Below are 19,434 nucleotides of genomic sequence, written 5' to 3'. Positions count from 1 at the left end.
TGGTGGAAGAGATGGCCGCTGCTGCGGGCAGCCTCAAGTCCCAGGCGCAGGAGCTGGTGCAGACCGTGGCGGTGTTCAAGCTGGGCGCGGGTGACCATACCCCCAGCCTGCCGGTTGCTGCGGTACGCGCCCATCCGCCCAAACCATCGAACTTCAAGGGACCGGACCGGCGCGCCGGCGGCACCCCCAAAGGTGCCGCGGCCCGTGGACACACACCAACCTCCAGCCGCCCCGGGCCTGCCGCGCCTGCGACCCCCGCCAAACTGACGGCGGCGGCTGCCACACCGAAAACCGCCAGCGCAACCAGCGACGCCGATTGGGAAACCTTCTGATGGCCGCCCCGGGGCAAACACCGCCCATTTTCAGCAGAGACAATCTGGTTTCTTGAAACACACGCATCTTGGACGCCCCCCTGCACCTGCAAAAACGCATCAAGGCCCTGGTATTGCTGGTGGTCTCGTCAGCCTTTCTCTCGGTGGTCCTGGCCAGCCTCTGGTTTTTTGAAACCCTCGAGACACTGGGTGCGCACTCGCAGCATGATGCGGCCGGGTTGCTGCACCTGGAACAATCCCTGGGACAGGCCAGAACCTTGGTCGGTGGTCTGGCGATCGCGCTGCCTCTGATGGCGTTGATCGGCTTTGTGGCCATGTACCGCTCCCTGCACCAGTTGCGGCAGCAGGATCGACGGACCCGTACCATTTTCGAAGCCATTGGCGACGCCGTGGTGGTGGTCAACACACGGGGTCAGGTCGAATTCCTCAACATGGCGGCACAACAGCTGCTGGGTTACCCGGACAGCGCGGCCCAAGGACGCCCGCTGGCGGACATCTTCAACATTGTGGACATGCACACCGGCAAGCCCGCACCCTCGCCGGTGGACAAGGTATTGCACCTGGGCCAGACGGTGAATCTGACCAACGGTCTGCAGTTGCGCCGGCCTGACGGCAGCCATCTGATCATCGAGGATTCGGCTGCGCCAGTGCTGGATGAGCAAGGGCAGATCGCTGCCGTGGTGATGGTGTTCCGGGACGTCTCCAGACGCTACGCCATGATGCGCGAGCTCGATCACGAGCGCAAGCTCTACACCCAGACCTTCAACCAGGCGGCCGTGGGCATGGCGCATGTCTCGCTCCAGGGCCGATGGCTCAAGGTCAATCAAAAGCTGTGCGAGTTCACGGGTTATAGCCAGGCTGAGTTGCTGGAAAAGTCCTTTCAAGGCATCACCCATCCCGAGGATCTGGCACGTGACCAACAGGCCCTGCGTGACGTTGCGAAACAAAACCTGGACAGCTACGAGGCTGAAAAACGCTACATCCATAAAGACGGTCACGACATTTGGGCCAAACTCAGTGTGTCAATGGTGCGTGATGCCGCTGGCCGCGCTGAATTTGGCATCTCCATCATTGAGGACATCACCACCCGCAAACTGGCCGAGCAGGCGGCGCAAGAATCCCAGCTGCAGTTCCAGACCCTGTTTGAGCAAATGCCCGAAGGCCTGTTGCTGATTGATGAACAACTGAAAGTGATCGACTGCAACCAGGAGGCGATCCATCAGCTGGGTTACGACGCATCGACCTTGCAACAACTGCATGTCTGGGACTTTGAAGTCCAAGACGATCTGGCCGCCATCGAGCAGCGCAAACACCATCTGATCGAAACCGGCCGTGACAGTTTTGAATCACGTTACCGGACCCGCAGTGGCCTGGTGCTGGATGTCAATGTGTCGATCCAGAGTGTGTTTATGCCCGATGGGCGCCTGGTGTTTCAGACCCTGTTTCGCGACATCAGTGCGGAAAAGCAGGCGATGGCGCAAATCGAACACATGGCGTACCACGACCAGCTGACCGGTCTGGCCAACCGCCGCCTGCTCAACGACCGCATGACGCAGGCCATTCACGCGACGTTGCGGCGGGGCTCACAGCTGGCCATCCTGTACCTGGATCTTGACCACTTCAAACTCATCAACGACAGCCTGGGCCATCTGGTGGGTGACCAGCTGCTGCAGCAGGTGGCGCAACGCCTGGCTCGCCTGGCGCGTGCGGAAGACACCGTCGCGCGCATGGGCGGTGATGAGTTTGTGGTCATGCTCGGCGGCATCCGGGGTGCGGCAGATGCCGCCATGCTGGCCGAACGCATCATTGACGAACTCTCGGCCCCGATCATGGTCAACGATGAAGAACTGCTGACCACCCCCAGCATCGGCATCAGCCTGTGCCCGCAGGATGGGCGCGATGCCGAGGAACTGCTCAAACATGCCGATGCCGCGTTGTACCAGGCCAAACAGGCCGGCCGATGCGCACACCGTTTCTACACCCAGGCACTGCATGACGATGCGCGTGAACGGCTGAACATTGAACGCCTGCTGCACAAGGCCATCGAGCGCCATGAGTTTGAACTGTATTACCAGCCGCAGGTGGCCCTCAACGGTGAACACATCGTGGGCTGTGAGGCGCTGATCCGCTGGCACCACCCCTCCCTCGGAACGGTGTCCCCGGCCCAATTCATCCCGATTGCCGAACACAGTAACCTGATCAACCAGATCGGCAACTGGGTCATGCGCCAGGCCTGCCAACAGGCGCGCTTGTGGCAGCTTCAGGGCCACCGCCTGAAAGTCAGCTTCAACGTGTCGGCCCGCCAGTTCATGCGCCCGGCCGAGCTGCTCGACGAACTACGCGCCGCGCTGCACGACAGCGGTGTGGACCCACAGCTGATGGGCATTGAAATCACCGAAAGCCTGCTGCTTGACCCGCAACACATGGGCCAGGTTCTGCACGATATTTGTGCCCTGGGGGTGCAGCTGTCACTGGACGACTTTGGCACCGGCTACTCCAGCCTGTCCTACCTGCGGCGGTTCCCGATCCACACCCTGAAGATCGACCAGTCTTTTGTCAGCCACTCCGATCAACTCGAAGACGACGCCGAAATGGTCAAAACCATCATCGGCATGGCGCACAACCTGCGCATGAAACTGGTCGCTGAAGGGGTTGAAACCGCTGAACAAGGCCAGCTGTTGCAACTCTATGGCTGCGAGGCGGCTCAGGGCTACCACTACAGCCGCCCGGTGCCGGTGGCAGAGTTTGAAACCTTGCTGGACCGGGTGGCGGCTTGACAGCGTGAAACACCACACTAGATCAGGGGCCGCCCCGGCATCTGGGCACCCCAGTCGATCGGGTCCTGCTGCAACACCATGTCAATGTCCAGCCCCAGCACCTCGGCCACCAGCGACGGGAACGTGACCGTCATCGCGTTCTGGGGCAGCCTGGCGTGACGCGCCCGCGCCCGCCAGGCTGCCAGGTGCAGCACCCCTGCCAGTGGTTCATAAGCCTCGTTGTCAAACGGCGCATGCGCCAGCTCCAGCGCGTTGGAGATCACCTGTGGCAACTGCCACTGGCGTGCCAGCCAGGCACTAACTTCGGTGTAACTGAACCCGAACACCTTGCGCTCGACACGTTCACGTCTCATATCGAGTGGCTCGGCATCCGCATCCAGCGTCACCGCCTGCGTCATGGCCATGCGCATGGCGAGTTCACCCACGGCATGGATCAGGCCACAGGTGAAGGCCGCTTGCTGATTCAGCCGCACCAGCCCGGCCAGCGAACGCGCCACACGGGCCGCATCCAGGCTGTAGCGCCAGAACTGCGGCATGGGCATCCCGGGCACCGCGGTGACCGAGGCCTGAGAGACTGACGACGCCACCAGGCTGCGCACCTGCGCCATGCGCAAAATCGCCAGCGCTTCGGTAACGCTGTGCACCTGCCCCGTCAACTTGAAATAACCCGTATTGGCCGCCTGCAACACACGCACGGCCAACCCCGGATCCACACTCAACAACTGGTCAATGCGGCGCAGGTTGGGATCGGGTTTGTCCAACTCCAGCAACAACAAGGCCATCACCCTTGGCATGCTCGGCATGACAAAGTGGTTTGACAGCAGCGTCGCCAGTTGCATACAGCTATTTTCCGAGTCCCTTGAGTTTGGCAAATGCAGATGACATGGCGGTCGATTGTGGCGCATGTGCCCCCTGCCCCGTACCACCACCGGCCCCGTAGGAACCCTGACGGCCACGTTGCTGCGGGTTGGCACCCTGGAAGCGGTTGTCGCCCGCGCTGCGTGCCGGTGCGGCCCCCAGCTTCATGGTCAGGGCAATGCGCTTGCGCGCCACATCGACCTCGACCACCTGCACCTTGACGATGTCACCGGTTTTCACCACCTCACGCGCGTCGGTCACGAACTTGTGCGCCAGCTGGCTCACATGCACCAGGCCGTCCTGGTGCACCCCCAGGTCGACAAACGCGCCAAAGGCCGCCACGTTGCTGACCGTGCCCTCGAGCACCATGCCTTCTTTGAGGTCGCGGATGTCGTCCACGCCGTCGTTGAAGCGCGCCACCTTGAAGTCCGGGCGCGGGTCACGGCCGGGTTTTTCCAGCTCCCCCAGAATGTCCCGGACGGTGATGACCCCGAATTTTTCATTGGCAAACAGTTCCGGGCGCAGGGTCTTGAGCATGTCGGCACGGCCCATCAGTTCCGCCACCGGCTTGCCGGTCTTGGCCATGATTTCTTCGACGACCGGGTAGGTTTCGGGGTGCACGCCGGTCATGTCCAGCGGGTTGCTGCCGCCGCGAATGCGCAAAAAGCCCGCGCTTTGCTCAAACGCCTTCGGCCCCAGGCCGGTGACCTTGAGCAGGTCCTGGCGGCTGGCAAACGCGCCATTGGCCTCGCGCCAGCGCACCACCGCCTTGGCGACACTGCCCGACAGGCCCGAGACACGACTGAGCAGCGGCACACTGGCCATGTTCAGGTCCACCCCGACCGAGTTGACACAGTCTTCCACCACGGCCTCCAGCGTCTTGGCCAGCTCACTCTGGTTCACGTCGTGCTGGTACTGGCCGACCCCAATGGATTTGGGGTCGATCTTGACCAGCTCGGCCAATGGGTCTTGCAGGCGGCGGGCGATGCTGGCGGCACCACGCAGGCTCACGTCCACGTCGGGCATCTCTTGAGAGGCATATTCGCTGGCCGAGTAGACGGAGGCACCGGCTTCCGACACCACTACTTTTTCGATAGCTGCTTGCGCTTTCCCCACCTGGGCTGCAGCCTGTTTTGCCATTAATTTAATCAAATCAGCGGCCAGTTTGTCGGTCTCGCGGCTGGCGGTACCGTTGCCGATGGCGATCAGGTTCACACCGTGTTTCTGGCACAGTGCGGCCAGGATGTGCAAGGAACCGTCCCAATCCTTGCGTGGCTCGTGCGGGTAGACGGTGCTGGTATCGACCAGCTTGCCAGTGGCATCGACCACCGCCACTTTGACGCCGGTACGGATGCCGGGGTCCAGCCCCAGCACCACGCGCGGGCCAGCCGGTGCCGCCAGCAGCAGGTCACGCAGGTTGTCGGCAAACACCTTGATGGCGACCGCTTCGGACGCTTCGCGCAGGCGGGCGAACAGGTCACGCTCGGTCGACAGGCTGAGCTTGACGCGCCAGGTCCAGGCGATGCATTTGCGGATCAGGTCGTCGGCTGGGCGGCCCTGGTGGCTCCAGCCCAGTTTGAGGGCCAGGCGCCCTTCGGCCAACGAGACACTGGGATTTGCTCTTGTTTTTGTAGCTGTTTGCGCTTGTTCTGTCTGGGCTAGAGGCCTATTTGATGCAGATTTCCAAGACAGGGCTTCGGGCGGCTCGGGCAGCACCAGCTTGGCTTCCAGAATCTCCAGGCTGCGGCCACGGAACACCGCCAGGGCGCGGTGCGAGGGCACGCGGCCAATCGGCTCGTCATAGTCAAAATAGTCGCGGAACTTGGCGACATCGGCATTGTTCTCGTCCTTGCCGTCCATCAGGCGGCTAACGAACAAGCCCTCGGCCCACAGCCATTCACGCAGGTCCCGCACCAGGGTGGCGTCTTCGGCCCAGCGTTCGCTCAGGATGTCGCGCACACCGTCGAGCACGGCCTGGACGGTGGTGAAGTCATCACCGGCCTCGTTTTTCTCCGGCTTGACAAAGGCCTTGGCCTCGGTGGCCGGGTCGAGCGCCGGGTTGGCAAACAGTTTTTCGGCCAGCGGCTCGATGCCAGCCTCGCGGGCGATCTGGCCCTTGGTGCGGCGTTTTTGCTTGTAGGGCAGGTACAGGTCTTCCAACTCCTGTTTGGTCGGCGCAGCCACCAGCGCAGCCATCAGCGCCGGGGTCATCTTGCCCTGCTCTTCAATGCTCTTGATGATGGTCGCCAGACGGTCGCGCAGGTCGCGCAGATAACTCAGGCGCGCTTCCAGCTCACGCAGCTGGATGTCGTCGAGCCCGCCAGTCACCTCTTTGCGGTAGCGGGCAATAAACGGCACGGTGGCACCACCGTCCAACAACTCCACGGCGGCAGCCACTTGCCGATCCTGGACCCGGATTTCCTGCGCAATCTGCGCGATGATTTTTTGCATAACCCTCTGATGCCACACGGCTCATAACAAAGAAGGCGGCGAGTGTGCCACAGGCTGCTTCCCAAAATGATCGCCTCAATGCGGACCAGCGGACAGTCCGGTCAAGCCAGGCCGTCATGAATAAATTCGGAAAAGTAGTTTAGTCGCCACACATCCGGCGCACGCCCTTGGTACCGGATCATGCACCTCAATCCGGCATTTTGTGACGTGATCGGGGGTGTTCTTGATTTGATAGCAGCAAAAGCCATTCCCTCCAGCGAATTCACCCTGCTGTAACCAGATGTTTCTGCACGCCGAAATGTTAAAAAAGTCACGTTATGCTGTTACATTGTTTCGTCTGAAGCATGTTGACCAGTGTCATGGTGGTATTGGTTGTGATTCAGAAACCCTCTATATAAGCCAGAAGTTTTTTGTGAATTTCCCACAAACCGAAGACATCCGAAACCGGCTGCTGGTGGCACGGTTGCCCAGCTTGCCGCAGACCCTGCTCAAGCTGCTGGCCCTGTGCCAGTCGGATGACGCCGGGCTGGCCGATGTCGCCAAGCTGATTGCCAGCGAACCCGGCCTGACCGCCAGGGTCCTGGCGGTTGCCCACAGCGCCGCCTACCGCCGCAGCGACAAGCAGCTTGATCTGCTGCAGGCAGCCAGCACACTGGGCATGGACCTGATCAAGGTTCTGGTGATCAGCGAGTCGGTCTTCCAGACCTTTCACGGCTTCACCCACGCTGGCAGCATTGACCTGCGCAGTTTCTGGAAACACAGCCTTGCAGTCGCCGTGATTGCCAAGGCGCTGGCCCAGCACCAGAACGATGTGCAACCAGAAGAAGCCTATCTGGCCGGACTGCTGCACGATGTCGGGCGACTGGCCCTGCTGGCCGCAGCGCCCCAGCTGTGCCAGCCGGTATTCATGCTGGCCGAAGACGACCAGTTGTGCGAACTGGAGCAAGCGCGGCTCAAAATCTCCCACACCGAAGCCGGTGCCTGGCTGGCAGGCCAATGGCGCCTGAGCAACCAGATGGTGGAAGCCGTGTTGTATCACCATGCCGAACAGGCCCGCCTGCCCAGCACCGAGCCCCTGACACGGCTGGTGCATCTGGCCCACCGGCTGGCCGCGCTCGAAGAAACCCTGCCTGACGACTTTGAGTACACCCATGAACTGAGCCGCGACGCGCTTGGCGAGATTGTGACAAGCGCCGCTGAGCGGGTGGTACAGACCGCCCGCGATCTGGGCATCGACATTTCCGTGTCGGCGTCAACGCCGGTCGCTGCAGGCACAGACCCGGTCCAGACCCAGCTGACCGAGGAAATGCGCAACCGCGCCCTGCTGGCCGACCTGCCCCACACCCTGGCCGAGCAAAGCAGCACCCGTGCGGCCTTGGCCGTCATGCGCCACCAGGCCGGTATCCTGCTGCAGCTTGACGACGCCATGGTGTTGCTGTTCGACGACGATGGACAAACCCTGTCGCTGGCCGCCGGTGATGACCGCCATCCGCTGGCCAGCAGCCTGTCGCCGATGCTGTCAGCCCATCCGCTGATGACTGCCTGTGCGCACAGTGGCAAGGTCACGTTTTCAAGTCGGTCCGACGGCCAGGACGGTGCACTGCTGGATGCCATGCAGGCCGACCATCTGGCCTGCATTCCGCTCGGTGCGGGCAGAAGCGCCGTAGGTATGCTGGTGGCAGCCGTCCCTGCGGCCCTGCTGGATCACCTCCGTCACCAGACCACCCTGCTGCAAGCGTTCGGCAACCACGCCGGTGCCGCGCTGGCCCGCCGCCGCCAGGCGGACCTGGACCATCAAGCCCACATGGCCAATGTCAGGAAAGAACAGCAACTCAGTGTCAAGAAACTGGCGCACGAAGTCAACAACCCGATCAGCGTCATCAAAAATTACCTCCATGTGATTGACGACAAACTCCACCGGCAGGAACCCGTACGCACCGAGCTGTCCCGCCTGGGGCAGGAAATTTCCCGGGTTGGCCACATCGTCGAGGAGTTTTCCGATCTCGGCCAAGCCACCACCTTGAGCCCGGTCGATCTGAGCCAGGTGGTGCCCGAGCTGGTCCAACTGCTGCTGGAGAGCCGTTTTTTCCCGGCCTCGATCAACATCCAATGTGATCTGCCAGCACAGAACCTCTGGGTCCAGGGGTCCACGGACATGATCAAGCAAGTGTTGCTGAACCTGATCAAAAACGCCCGTGAATGCCTGCCCGAGGGCGGCCAGATTGCCATCCATGGTGGCACACCGGTCAACCATGCGGGCAGCAGCTACACCCGCCTGCTGGTGAGTGACAACGGGCCCGGACTCAGTGCGGACTTGCAGGCCCGACTGTTCGAGCCGGTGCACAGCAGCAAGACCGGCGACTATCGCGGCCTGGGCCTGAGCATCGTGCATGATCTGGTCAAGAAAATGGGCGGCCACGTTCGGGTCCACAGTTCGACCGACGGCACCCGTTTCGAGATTTTGCTGCCCGGTGCAGCGCCGGCTCAGACTGCACGCTGACGACCTTGACCTTGATACCCAGGCAAGCAGAGGCCCATCCATTGACCCAGACCACCTTGTCGCCAACCCGCCTGCTGATCGTGGATGACAATCCACTGGTGCTGTCGAGCCTACAGGCGGCGCTGCAACGGCCCGATTATGAAATCAGCCTGGCCGACAGTGGCCTGGAGGCGGTACGCCAGCTCAATACCCGTCCTTTTGATCTGGTGGTGCTGGACCTGGTGCTGCCCGACATCAGCGGCCACGAGGTGATGGACTACATCAACAGCAACCAACTCGGTGCCGATGTGATTGCCATCAGCGGCGTCAACGACATTGAGGCCGCCATTGGTTCCCTCAAGCGCGGGGCCTACGACTTTTTGCGCAAGACCTGCCCGCGTGAGGAACTGATCAACACGGTGGATAACGCCTTGCGCGCCAGGCGCCTGAAACTCGACAACCAGCGCATCAGCCGGCAGTTGGAGAGCTCCGAGAAGATTTACCGGCACCTGATCGACAGCTCCCCCGACATCATCTACACGCTTGACGAACGTGGCCACTTCACCTTCATCAACGACCGGGTGCAGTCCATGCTGGGCTGGCAGCACGACGAGTTGCTGGGTCAGCATTATTCGGTGCTGGTGCATCCGGCCGATCTGGAACGGGCGCATTATGTGCTGGGTCAGGGCAAGGACGCCGATTGGGTCAACCGCAATGTTGAACTGCAACTGAAGTCACGTGCCGCTGATGCCGAAGCCAGGCTGTTCAGCCATGAAATCATGCACACCACACTGCCGGCCACCGGCCTGGCACGCGGCGGCCAGCGTGGCATTTACGGCATTGCACATGACCTGACCGAACGCAAACGGACCGAAGCCCTGCTCACCTACCAGGCCTTTCATGACGTCCTGACCAACCTGCCCAACCGCACCCTGTTCAAGGACCGGCTCGAACTATCGCTGCTGCAGTCCAGGCGCAACCAGACGCAGGTGGCCGTGCTGCTGATTGATCTGGACCGTTTCAAGCTCATCAACGACACCCTGGGCCACGGCCTGGGTGACGAGCTACTGCGCCAGACCGCCGAACGCCTGAAAACCAGCTTGCGGCGCTGCGACACACTGGCCCGGCTGGGTGATGACGAATTCACCGTGATCCTGCCCGAACTGGCCAGTGCCCAGGATGCGGCCCAGATTGCCGACAAATGCCTGGCCAGCTTTCTCCAGCCTTTTGAACTGCCCGGGCAGGTGGTGCATGTCACCGCCAGCATGGGTGTCGCCTTGCACCCGGAACACGGCAACACGGCCGACGACCTGCTCAAAAGTGCCGACATGGCCATGTATCACCAGAAGGCCAATGGCAAGAATGGTTATGCCTTCTTCAAAGCGGCCATGCAGGTTCCCACCACCCACAGCATGGTGCTGGAACACGATTTACGCCGAGCCCTGGAAAACGGTGAACTTGAAATGTATTACCAGCCGCAGGTGGATGTACTGACCCAGAGCATCATTGGCGCCGAGGCGCTGATGCGCTGGAACCATCCGCAGCGCGGGCTATTGGGGGCGGGTGAATTCCTGCCCCAGGCCGAGGAAAACGGCCTGATCATCCCCATGACCGACTGGGCCCTCGAAACCGCCTGCCGGCACCTGCGTGAGTGGAATGCCCGCAGCGGCAAGGCGCTGCGCATGTCCATCAACCTGTCGCCCCAGTATCTGGACCGTGGCCAGTTTTCGGAAAAACTCCAAAGTGCGCTGGAGCGCCACCAGTTGCCGGCCTCCCAGTTCGAGGTGGAAGTCACGGAAAACATCTGCATCCGCAACCCGGTGATTGCCATCGAACAGCTTCACCGGCTGTGCCAGCTTGGGGTGAGCATCGCCATTGACGACTTTGGCACCGGTTACTCGTCACTGTCTTACCTGCACCGCTTCCCGATCCACACGCTCAAGATCGACCGCGCCTTTGTCATGGGCATCCACGACGAAACCACCCCACAGCCGGTGGTGCTGGCCATCATGTCGATTGCCAAGGGCCTGGGCCTGCATCTGGTCGCGGAAGGGGTGGAAACCGTCACCCAGCGCAACTACCTGGCGCAGGCCGGTTGCCAGACCTTCCAGGGTTATTACTACCACCGTCCCATGAGCCAGGACCGGCTGCTGGCCCTGCTCTGACCCTCAGCCCGGGTGGGTGGCCGCGCGCAAGGCCTGCCGCAAGTCCTGGCCAAGCTGCGGCTTGTGGGCATACGGGTCACTCGGGTTGCGCCGGCCCAGGATGTCCTCCATCCGGGTCTGTACCCCGGCCAGCATGTGCGGATGGCTATAAATGTAAAAAGTGCCCGCGGTCACCGCGTCAAACACCTTTTGCGCCACCTCGGCCGCCGAGACCTTGCCAGAACCGACCGCCTTATCCATCGTGCTCTGCGCCAGCTGCTGGCTCAGCGTGAGCTCAGGCCCCTCTGCCGGGAGGTCCTGGCGGTTGCGTTGGCTCTGACTGATCCCGGTCGGCACAAAATACGGGCACAACACCGAAGCGCTCACCTGCTCGGTCACCAGCGCCAGGTCCTGGTACAGCGTTTCGCTCAAGGACACCACCGCATGTTTGCTGACGTTGTAAACCCCCATGTTGGGCGCATTGACCAGCCCGGCCATGCTGGCAGTGTTGACGATGTGGCCGCGCCAGGACGGGTCAGCCCGGGCGGCAGCCAGCATCATGGGCGTGAACACACGCACACCGTGGGCCACGCCCATCAGGTTCACGCCCAGCACCCAGTCCCAGTCCGCCGCTGAATACTCCCAGATCAGGCCACCACAAGCCACACCGGCGTTGTTGAACACCAGGTGCGGCGCGCCGAAACGCGCCAGCGTGGCCTGGCCCAGCGCCTCCACCTGACTGGCCTGCGACACGTCCACCTTCAACGCCAGCACCTCGGCCCCGGCCGCACGCAGCTCGGTAGCAGCCGCGTCCAGCGCATCCTGCTGCACATCCGCCAGCACCAGATTCATGCCAAGGCCCGCGCCAATACGGGCGCATTCCAGACCAAAACCGGAGCCAGCGCCGGTCAACACGGCGGTTTTCTGCTTGAAATCAGTGATCAACTTACTCTCCTGTTCACTCACCTCCCCTCGCGGGGCGTCACACCACACCGGCTCAGGCCGGGCGCAGCATCTCCAGATGCGGGATGCCGTCTTCCATATACGTCTTGCCAATGTCCTCAAACCCGTGCTGGCCATAAAACCCGGCCAGTTGCATTTGGGCGCCGATGCGGATCGGCTGCGGCCCCCAGACCTGGCTGATGGCCGAAATGGCCTGGTCGATCAGCGCATGGCCCAAGCCGGTGCCGCGCACACTCTGGCGCGTCAGCACCCGGCCAAAGCTGGCTTCGGGAAACTTGACGCCGGCTTCAAAACAGCGGGCATAGGCCTGCAATTGCCCGTGCTGCACCCCCAGCAGATGCATGGCCTGTGGGTCGGAACCATCCATGTCATGGAACAGGCACTGTTGCTCAACCACAAACACCTCGCTGCGCAGACGCAGCACCTCATACAACTCCGACACCCGCATGTCGTCAAAGGCCAGCAGCCGCCAGACCGGCGCGTCCACCGCCCCGGGTTGAGCGTGGTGAAGGCTGCCAATCGACCAAAGTTTGAAAGTCATGATGGTTTTCTCCGGCAAAAAAATAGGGCGGCTCAAGACAGCTTGACCAGCTGCTTGCCAAAATTCTTGCCCTTGAGCATGCCCAGGAACGCTTCGGGCACCGAGGCAATCCCTTCGGCCACACTCTCGCGCGGGCGCAGTTTGCCCGTTGCCACCAGGGTGCCGAGTTCCTTGAGCGCCTCGGGCCAGACCGCCATGTGTTCACTCACGATGAAACCCTGCACTTTCAGCCGGTTCACCAGAATCAGCGCCGGGTAGTTCAGCGGCAGCGGCGCACCATCGTAGCCAGCGATCATGCCGCACACGGCAATGCGGCCAAAGGCGTTCATGCGGATCAGCACGGCATCCAGCACCATGCCGCCCACGTTCTCGAAGTAGCCGTCAATCCCATCCGGGCAGGCCACCTTGAGCGCCTTGGACAGGGCATGGGCATCCTGGTAGAGCTTGTAGTCGATGCAGGCATCAAAGCCCAGTTCTTCGACGGCGTACTGGCACTTTTGCGGCCCGCCGGCAATCCCCACCACCCGGCAACCGCGCGCCTTGGCCAGCGCGGCAAAGGCACTGCCGACAGCGCCGGTGGCGGCACTCACCACCATGGTCTCGCCGGCCTGGGGTTCGATGATCTTGACCAGGCCATACCAGGCCGTCACGCCTGGCATACCCACCGCACCCAGATAGGCGCTCAAGGGGATGTGGGTGGTATCGACCTTGCGCAGCACCCCGGGCTGGTCGGCGTTGACCACGCTGTACTCCTGCCAGCCGCCCATGCCCACCACCTGGTCACCCGGGGTAAATTGGGGGTGCCGGCTCTCCACCACCTCACCCACGGTGCCGCCAATCATCACCTCACCCAGCGGCTGGGCGGCCGCGTAACTCTTGCTCTCGTTCATCCGCCCCCGCATATAGGGGTCCAGACTCAGGAACTTGTGGCGCACCAGTACCTGCCGGTCATGCAGCGCCGGGGTCTGGCTGCTGACCAGTTTGAAATTGCTGGCCAGCGCCGGCCCCACCGGGCGGTTGTCCAGAAGAATTTGCTGATTGATCGGCATCTCTACCCTCCTTGAAAAACTATCAAAAATATAGCTATAAAGTCAGTATATACGCGGGCTAAAGGCCAATTTCTTACGAAGATTGGGTCAGTGGCCAGGTCAGGCGTCCGCCTGCCGCGCCGAGGCGGTGTTGAACGGTTGGACACGGGTTGCGCCAACCGGCAGGCGCCGGATGTATTTGAAGGTGCCGGTGGCATGGGCACAGGGCTTGTTCTGCGCGTCAAACACGGTGGCCTCGGTGAACGCCAGGCTGGCTGTGCGGTGCAGCAGCTTGCCACGGGCGGTCAGCAGACCGTGCGAGGGACGCATGAAACTGGTTTTCATCTCGATGGTCACCACCCCGCTGTGGTCGTGCACGGCACGGGCGGCCATCGCCATGGTCACGTCCAGCAGCGTCATCACCGCACCACCGTGCACCACACTGTAGGAGTTCAGGTGCTCGGCCTGGGGGTCGTAGCGGATTTCGGACTGGCCGTCGGCAAACAGCGTGAGCACAAAGCCCAGATGCGAAACAAAGGGAATATCGACGCCAAAGTCAATGCCCGCGGCGGTGTGGCTCATACTGCGCCCCCCACCACTGCGCTGGCACCGCCGTCCACCGCCAGCCACTGGCCGGTGATGTGTTTGCCCGCGTCACTGGCCAGCAGCAGCGTGATGCCCATGAGGTCTTCCTCGTCACCCAGCCGACGCAGCGGCACACCGGCAGCGAGCCGGTCCTGCCCCAGGGCGGCCAGCGTGCCGGCTGTCATCTTGCTGGGGAAAAACCCCGGACAGATGGCGTTCACATTGATGCCGTATTGACCCCATTCACAGGCCAGCGCGCGAGTGAAATTGATCACCGCCCCCTTGGAGGTGTTGTAGGCAATGGTGGTGAGGCCTGCCGGGTTGCCACCCAGCCCGGCCACCGAAGCCACGTTGATGATGCGTCCGCCGCGCCCGATCATGCTTTGCCGGCCAATGAACTGGCTCAACAAAAAGTAGCCGCGCACATTCAGGTTCATCACCTTGTCCCAGGCGGCCACCGGATAGTCCTGCGCCGGGGCACCCCAGGTGGCACCGGCGTTGTTGACCAGAATGTCCACATCCCCCATGCGCTGCAAGGTCTCGCTGACCAGCTTTTGCAGGTCGGCTTCAATGGCGCAGTCAGCCGCCACCCAGCGGGCATCCACACCAGCGGCCTGCAGCTCGGCGGTGGCGGCCTCCAGCTCATCGGCCTTGCGGGCACTGAGCATGACACGCGCGCCCGCTTCACCCAGGGCATGCGCCATCTGCAGGCCCAGCCCGCGCGAGCCGCCAGTGATCAGCGCGGTTTTGCCGCTGAGGTCAAACAGTTGTTGGATGGTACGGGTCATGGCAATCAATCCTGTAGCTGAGGGTGAACGGCGAACAGGGCATTTTGCAGGAAATCGGCCTACCCCATCACCCAGCCATGTCACGGTGGTGATAGCCACGTTGGGCGCACCATGCGAAGGACGTCTGGCGCCATGGGCCCACCCGATCTGGCGCGGCTACATCAACTGCGGGGAGCCTGCCCAATCAAAACGGCCACGCCCGGCTTGTTTGGCGCGGTACATGGCCTGGTCAGCTGCATTGAGCAGGCCTTCAGCCGAACTGTCACCATCCCCCACGGCCAGGCCGATCGACACGCCCAACACGCAAGCTTGGTCAGCCACCACCACCGGGGTGTTGAACACCTGCAGGCATTTGCCCGCCACCCGTTCTGCGGCCGCGTTGGCGTTGTCATCCAGATCGGACAGCAACACCACAAACTCGTCACCGCCCACACGTGCCAGCGTATCCACCCGGCGCAGCACCTGCGTCAGACGGCCGGTGACCTCACACAGGGCGGCATCACCAGCCTCATGACCCAGCCGGTCGTTGATGGCCTTGAAACCGTCCAGGTCCAGGTACAACACCACCACCTTGCGCCGATGACGCTGAGCGCGATCCAGGGCCGCCCGCATCTGATCGGCCAGCAGTTGCCGGTTGGGCAGGCCGGTGAGCCGGTCATGGTGCGCCAGGTGCTCCAGCTCGCGCCGGCTCTCGATCAACGTGGACAACACACGATTGAAGGCCACGGTCATGTGGCCAACCTCATCGTCACGCACCACCGGCAGCGGCTCCAGCGGCAATTCCCCCAGGGTCATCCGGTCGGCGTGATCGGCGGCATGCCGCAGCGGGCGCAGCAAATAACGCAAGATCGTCACCATCAACACCGAAATCAGCACCATCAGCAGCAGGGAATTGCTCATCATGAACCGCTGCAGGTGGGTGACCGGCGCAAAGGCCTCCTCGGTCGGCAAGTGCGCCGCAACCAACCAGCCACTGGCAGGCACCGATGCAAAGGCCACCAGCTCCTCCACGCCAGCAGCGCTGCTGCCGATGCCGGAACCACGAAAACCTTGCAAAGCCTGGTCGTACAAGGGGTATGAACCCTGCGCCGGCAGGGGCTTGAGGGCGTCGCCACCATCCGAAGCGCCAACCAACATCCGGTCGCGCGGTGACACCAGCAGCAGCCCTCCTGCAGCGCCGACATGGGCAGAGTTCAGCGCATCCAGGAAATGGGGTGAGTTCAGGGCCGACACCCCCACCAGCACCCCCAGCAACTGCCCAGCCCCATTGCGCCACGGCAAAGCCATCGGCAACACCGGCACTTGCGACGCCCGGCCCCTGAAAGGCCGCCCCACGGCAAATTCACCCTTGAGCGCCTGCTGGAAAAAATCCTGTGCAGCCAGGTCGACCCCTGCCTGGGCGGCCAGATCCGGCTGACGCGACAACGCCCGCCCCTGCGCATCCACAACCAGCAGCCCCTGCGAAAACAGGCCACTGAGGTACTGCTGCTCCTGTAGCCAGGCCTCCAGCCGAGGGCCATCGTTCAGGTGTTCTGCCGGGAAACGGCTGGCCAGACGCTGCAAAAACTCGCGCCGCGCGACCAAGCTGTCATCCACATCATGAGCCACATGGTTGGCCAGTGCCAGCAGCTGGCTTCGGGCCTGCTCCGAGATGTCCGCGCGCAGGTAGTTGCCAAGAAAAAAGATCCGCCCGACGGTCGCCAGTCCCACCAGGAACAGGCCAATCAAAATCAGACGTGTGGAGATGTTCTGAAACCTCAGCGCGCGGAACAAGCGGGCACCCTCAGTGAACGGTCTGCAAGCCCCGGCAGGGTCAAGCGGTTTTCAGACTTTGCAGAAGAAAAAAGCATGGCCGCAGTTTAGCAAGCCAGCGTTTCCATTCACCCGCTCAGAACGCATCTTCTCCCATCTGCGCACAGGTCAGATCAGCCGTTTTCACCACCTGCAGCCAAGCCCCGATCTTGGGCAACTCATAGTGGTAAAAATAGGCTGTAGCCCGCAACTTACCTTGGTTAGAAGCTATTGAAACCGTAGCATCCTGGTGTAACACAACCAGCGCCACATCGAGCCAGATCCAGGCCAGCACGGTGTGGCCGAAGGCCTGCAGGGAGGACATCCGCCGCTTGGGCCGTGGCCAGCATACGCGCCGCCAGCAGCTTCAGCCCCCTGCGGGCCAGCTTTTGGCCGTCGGCGTCAGTACTTCCAGCAGCAGCGCCCGAATTGGCGTGTTCGATACCGCACAGCTGCACATCCCATTTACCGGGGGTACAATAAAGTTATGAAGATCACTTTTGATCCGGCAAAAAACGCACGTAATGTGACGGAACGCGGACTCAGTTTTGACGAGGTGAAGAAGTTTGATTTTCAGACCGCCAAATTCTGGCAAGACACGCGACACACCTACCCAGAGCCTCGTTTCGTGGCCCTGGGGTACCTGCAAGCACGCTTGCACGTCCTGGTGTTCAGCGAGACTGAGCAAGGCATTCGTGTCATCAGTTTTCGCAAAGCCAACCCGAGAGAAGGAGCAAAACATGGTTTCACGCTTACCCAAAATTGATGCCGATGGCGAAGTGGGCGATCTGTCAGCGGTTGACCCTGCCGTGTTCAAACCGGTGTCTGCCTTGCCGCCATCCTTACAAACCAAGCTGCGCGGCAGGCCCAAAGCCATGGTGACCAAAGAGCCTGTCAAGATCAGGCTCGATGCCGATGTGCTCATGGCTTTACGCGCCACGGGTGATGGTTGGCAAACCCGCATCAACGACACGCTTCGAGCGTCACTGCAGTTGGCAGGCAAGTTGTGCTGACTTCTATACCATGACCCAACGTTTCAAGGCTGTGCCCATGCGCGTACAACCTGCACCAGCCCTGCCCGCTTAGCCGTCACGATGAACCTGGCATCAACAGAAACCCGTGTCAATGCGACTGGCTCGAAATTTTTGCCCGGTCAGAACGCATCTTCCCCCATCTGCGCGCAGGTCAGATCAGCCGTTTTCACCACCTGCAGCCAAGCCCCGATCTTGGGCAATTCATAGTGGTAAAAATAGGCTGTAGCCCGCAACTTACCTTGGTTAGAAGCTATTGAAACAGTAGCATCCTGGTGCAACACGACCAGCGCCACATCGAGCCAGACCCAGGCCAGCACGGTGTGGCCGAAGGCCTGCAGGTAGGGCACGGCGTTGGCCAGCGCCTGGGCCGGGTTGCCGCTGGCCCAGGTCGCCTGGGTGGCCTCGCCGACTTGGTTGACGGCATCACGCAGCGCGGCGGCCTGCTGGCGCAAGGCGGTGGCCTGATCAGCACCCAGCCCGGCGGCCAAGGCATCCGCCGCTTGGGCTGTCGCCAGCATGCGCGCCGCCAGCAGTTTCAGGCCCCGGCCCTCCTCCATCAACACCTTGCGGCCCAGCAGGTCCATGGCCTGCACGCCGTGGGTGCCTTCGTGGATCATGTTCAGGCGGTTGTCGCGCCAATACTGTTCCACCGGGAAGTCGCGCGTGTAGCCGTAGCCGCCGTGCACCTGGATGGCCAGGCTGTTGGCTTCCAGGCACCATTCGCTGGGCCAGCTTTTGGCGATCGGGGTCAGCACTTCGAGCAGCAGACGGGCTTCGTCGGCGGCATCCGGCGCGGCGGTGTGCTGCTCGTCCACCAGACGAGCGCAGTACAGCTCCAGCGCCAGCGCCCCTTCGCAGTAGGCTTTCTGCGCCAGCAGCATGCGTTTGACATCGGCGTGTTCGATGATGCGCACCTGGGGCGCGGCTGCGTCTTTGCCACTGGCCCCCAGTGGGCGGCCCTGGGGGCGGTTTTTGGCATAGTCCAGCGCGGCTTCATAACCCGCCATGCCGAGCATGGTGGCGGCCATGCCGATACCGATGCGCGCTTCGTTCATCATGTGGAACATGCACTGCAAGCCGCGTCCTGGCTGGCCCACCAGGTAGCCCACCGCACCGGCTTGGCCGTTGACCGGGTATTGGCCTTCGCCAAAGTTGAGCAGCGTATTGGTGGTGCCGCGCCAGCCGAGTTTGTGGTTCAGCCCAGCCAGGGCCACATCGTTGCGCGTGCCCGTGGTCTCACCCTGCGGGGTCACCAGGAATTTGGGCACGATGAAGAGCGAAATGCCCTTGACCCCGGCGGGCAGTTTGCCGTTCGCATCGGGGATTTTGGCCAGCACCAGGTGGACGATGTTCTCGGTCAACTCATGGTCACCGGCAGAAATCCACATCTTGTTGCCCCTGAGGCGGTAGCGTGGGCCCAGCGGGTCGTCGGCATGGTCAGCGCCATCGGGCACAGCACGGGTGGCCACGTCACTCAAGGACGAGCCCGCCTGCGGCTCGCTCAAGCACATGGTGCCCGACCAGCGGCCGGAAAATTCGTTGGCGGCAAACACGGCTTGTTGCAGCGGCGTGCCGTGCGCCATCAGCAGGTTGGCGTTGCCCGCTGTCAGCAGACCAAAACCGATGCTGACCGAGGCCTTGGCAAAAAAGGCGTTGGCCGCCG

The 19,434-nt window shown here is 62.3% G+C and carries 14 protein-coding genes and 2 pseudogenes; 6 read left to right on the top strand and 10 right to left on the bottom strand.

Going from position 1 to position 19,434, the window contains the following annotated elements:
* Positions 1-332: pseudogene (locus PHW99_RS05035) on the top strand (methyl-accepting chemotaxis protein); the annotation flags it as partial.
* A gap of 68 nt (positions 333-400) precedes the next feature.
* Positions 401-3,109, top strand: a complete 2,709-nt coding sequence (locus PHW99_RS05030; protein ID WP_300174403.1) for an EAL domain-containing protein — start codon at positions 401-403, stop codon at positions 3,107-3,109.
* 17 nt (positions 3,110-3,126) lie between these two features.
* On the opposite strand, the gene PHW99_RS05025 is transcribed toward PHW99_RS05030, so the two are convergent.
* Both PHW99_RS05025 and PHW99_RS05020 read right to left on the bottom strand, forming a co-directional pair.
* Positions 3,127-3,948: an HDOD domain-containing protein gene (locus tag PHW99_RS05025; protein WP_300174401.1), complete on the bottom strand. Its 822-nt coding sequence runs from the start codon at positions 3,946-3,948 to the stop codon at positions 3,127-3,129.
* A gap of 4 nt (positions 3,949-3,952) precedes the next feature.
* On the bottom strand, positions 3,953-6,418 hold the full coding sequence (locus tag PHW99_RS05020) for a Tex family protein (protein ID WP_300174399.1): 2,466 nt from the start codon (positions 6,416-6,418) through the stop codon (positions 3,953-3,955).
* Positions 6,419-6,830: 412 nt separating this feature from the next.
* On the opposite strand from PHW99_RS05020, the gene PHW99_RS05015 reads away from it, so the two are divergent.
* Both PHW99_RS05015 and PHW99_RS05010 read left to right on the top strand, forming a co-directional pair.
* A complete protein-coding gene (locus PHW99_RS05015; protein ID WP_300174397.1) occupies positions 6,831-8,918 on the top strand; it encodes an HDOD domain-containing protein in 2,088 nt (695 codons plus the stop codon).
* A gap of 41 nt (positions 8,919-8,959) precedes the next feature.
* Positions 8,960-11,062, top strand: a complete 2,103-nt coding sequence (locus tag PHW99_RS05010) for an EAL domain-containing protein (protein ID WP_300174395.1) — start codon at positions 8,960-8,962, stop codon at positions 11,060-11,062.
* A gap of 3 nt (positions 11,063-11,065) precedes the next feature.
* Here PHW99_RS05010 and PHW99_RS05005 read toward each other — a convergent pair whose 3' ends face one another.
* The 7 genes and pseudogenes from PHW99_RS05005 to PHW99_RS04975 form a co-directional block, all read right to left on the bottom strand.
* Positions 11,066-11,986, bottom strand: a complete 921-nt coding sequence (locus tag PHW99_RS05005) for an SDR family oxidoreductase (protein ID WP_300174393.1) — start codon at positions 11,984-11,986, stop codon at positions 11,066-11,068.
* Positions 11,987-12,038: 52 nt separating this feature from the next.
* Positions 12,039-12,545, bottom strand: coding sequence for a GNAT family N-acetyltransferase (locus PHW99_RS05000; RefSeq protein ID WP_366913041.1), 507 nt, complete (start codon positions 12,543-12,545; stop codon positions 12,039-12,041).
* A 32-nt stretch (positions 12,546-12,577) separates the two neighbouring features.
* The gene (locus PHW99_RS04995) at positions 12,578-13,594 is read right to left on the bottom strand and encodes an NADP-dependent oxidoreductase (protein WP_300174391.1); all 1,017 of its coding nucleotides are present in this window, start codon (positions 13,592-13,594) and stop codon (positions 12,578-12,580) included.
* 99 nt (positions 13,595-13,693) lie between these two features.
* Positions 13,694-14,155, bottom strand: coding sequence for a PaaI family thioesterase (locus PHW99_RS04990; RefSeq protein ID WP_300174389.1), 462 nt, complete (start codon positions 14,153-14,155; stop codon positions 13,694-13,696).
* Entirely contained in the window at positions 14,152-14,946 is a 795-nt protein-coding gene (locus PHW99_RS04985) for an SDR family oxidoreductase (protein WP_300174387.1), read from the bottom strand. The genes PHW99_RS04990 and PHW99_RS04985 overlap by 4 nt, the downstream gene beginning before the upstream one ends.
* Positions 14,947-15,102: 156 nt before the next feature.
* On the bottom strand, positions 15,103-16,719 hold the full coding sequence (locus tag PHW99_RS04980; protein ID WP_300174385.1) for a diguanylate cyclase: 1,617 nt from the start codon (positions 16,717-16,719) through the stop codon (positions 15,103-15,105).
* A 115-nt stretch (positions 16,720-16,834) separates the two neighbouring features.
* Positions 16,835-17,053 (bottom strand): annotated as a pseudogene (locus PHW99_RS04975) (acyl-CoA dehydrogenase C-terminal domain-containing protein); the annotation flags it as partial.
* A 171-nt stretch (positions 17,054-17,224) separates the two neighbouring features.
* On the opposite strand from PHW99_RS04975, the gene PHW99_RS04970 reads away from it, so the two are divergent.
* Positions 17,225-17,503 (top strand): BrnT family toxin, encoded by a 279-nt coding sequence (locus PHW99_RS04970; RefSeq protein WP_300174383.1) that lies wholly within the window; start codon positions 17,225-17,227, stop codon positions 17,501-17,503.
* Positions 17,478-17,750: a BrnA antitoxin family protein gene (locus PHW99_RS04965; protein WP_300174381.1), complete on the top strand. Its 273-nt coding sequence runs from the start codon at positions 17,478-17,480 to the stop codon at positions 17,748-17,750. The genes PHW99_RS04970 and PHW99_RS04965 overlap by 26 nt, the downstream gene beginning before the upstream one ends.
* A 140-nt stretch (positions 17,751-17,890) precedes the next feature.
* Here the strand turns inward: PHW99_RS04965 and PHW99_RS04960 are convergent.
* On the bottom strand, positions 17,891-19,434 hold a 1,544-nt coding region (locus tag PHW99_RS04960; RefSeq protein ID WP_300174379.1), incomplete at its 5' end, for an acyl-CoA dehydrogenase.

The organism is Rhodoferax sp., from assembly GCF_028689305.1.
In the GTDB taxonomy this organism is placed as follows: Bacteria; Pseudomonadota; Gammaproteobacteria; order Burkholderiales; family Burkholderiaceae_C; genus Rhodoferax.
Note: the sequence above shows the minus strand (reverse complement) of the source record. Positions and strands in the feature narration are given on the sequence as shown.

Excerpts from the sequence above, each read along its gene's own strand:
- PHW99_RS04965 (WP_300174381.1), top strand. The coding sequence starts at position 17,478 with ATGGTTTCACGCTTACCCAAAATTGATGCCGATGGCGAAGTGGGCGAT.
- PHW99_RS04995 (WP_300174391.1), bottom strand. The coding sequence starts at position 13,594 with ATGCCGATCAATCAGCAAATTCTTCTGGACAACCGCCCGGTGGGGCCG.
- PHW99_RS05020 (WP_300174399.1), bottom strand. The coding sequence starts at position 6,418 with ATGCAAAAAATCATCGCGCAGATTGCGCAGGAAATCCGGGTCCAGGAT.
- PHW99_RS04985 (WP_300174387.1), bottom strand. The coding sequence starts at position 14,946 with ATGACCCGTACCATCCAACAACTGTTTGACCTCAGCGGCAAAACCGCG.
- PHW99_RS05000 (WP_366913041.1), bottom strand. The coding sequence starts at position 12,545 with ATGACTTTCAAACTTTGGTCGATTGGCAGCCTTCACCACGCTCAACCC.
- PHW99_RS04990 (WP_300174389.1), bottom strand. The coding sequence starts at position 14,155 with ATGAGCCACACCGCCGCGGGCATTGACTTTGGCGTCGATATTCCCTTT.
- PHW99_RS05025 (WP_300174401.1), bottom strand. The coding sequence starts at position 3,948 with ATGCAACTGGCGACGCTGCTGTCAAACCACTTTGTCATGCCGAGCATG.
- PHW99_RS04970 (WP_300174383.1), top strand. The coding sequence starts at position 17,225 with ATGAAGATCACTTTTGATCCGGCAAAAAACGCACGTAATGTGACGGAA.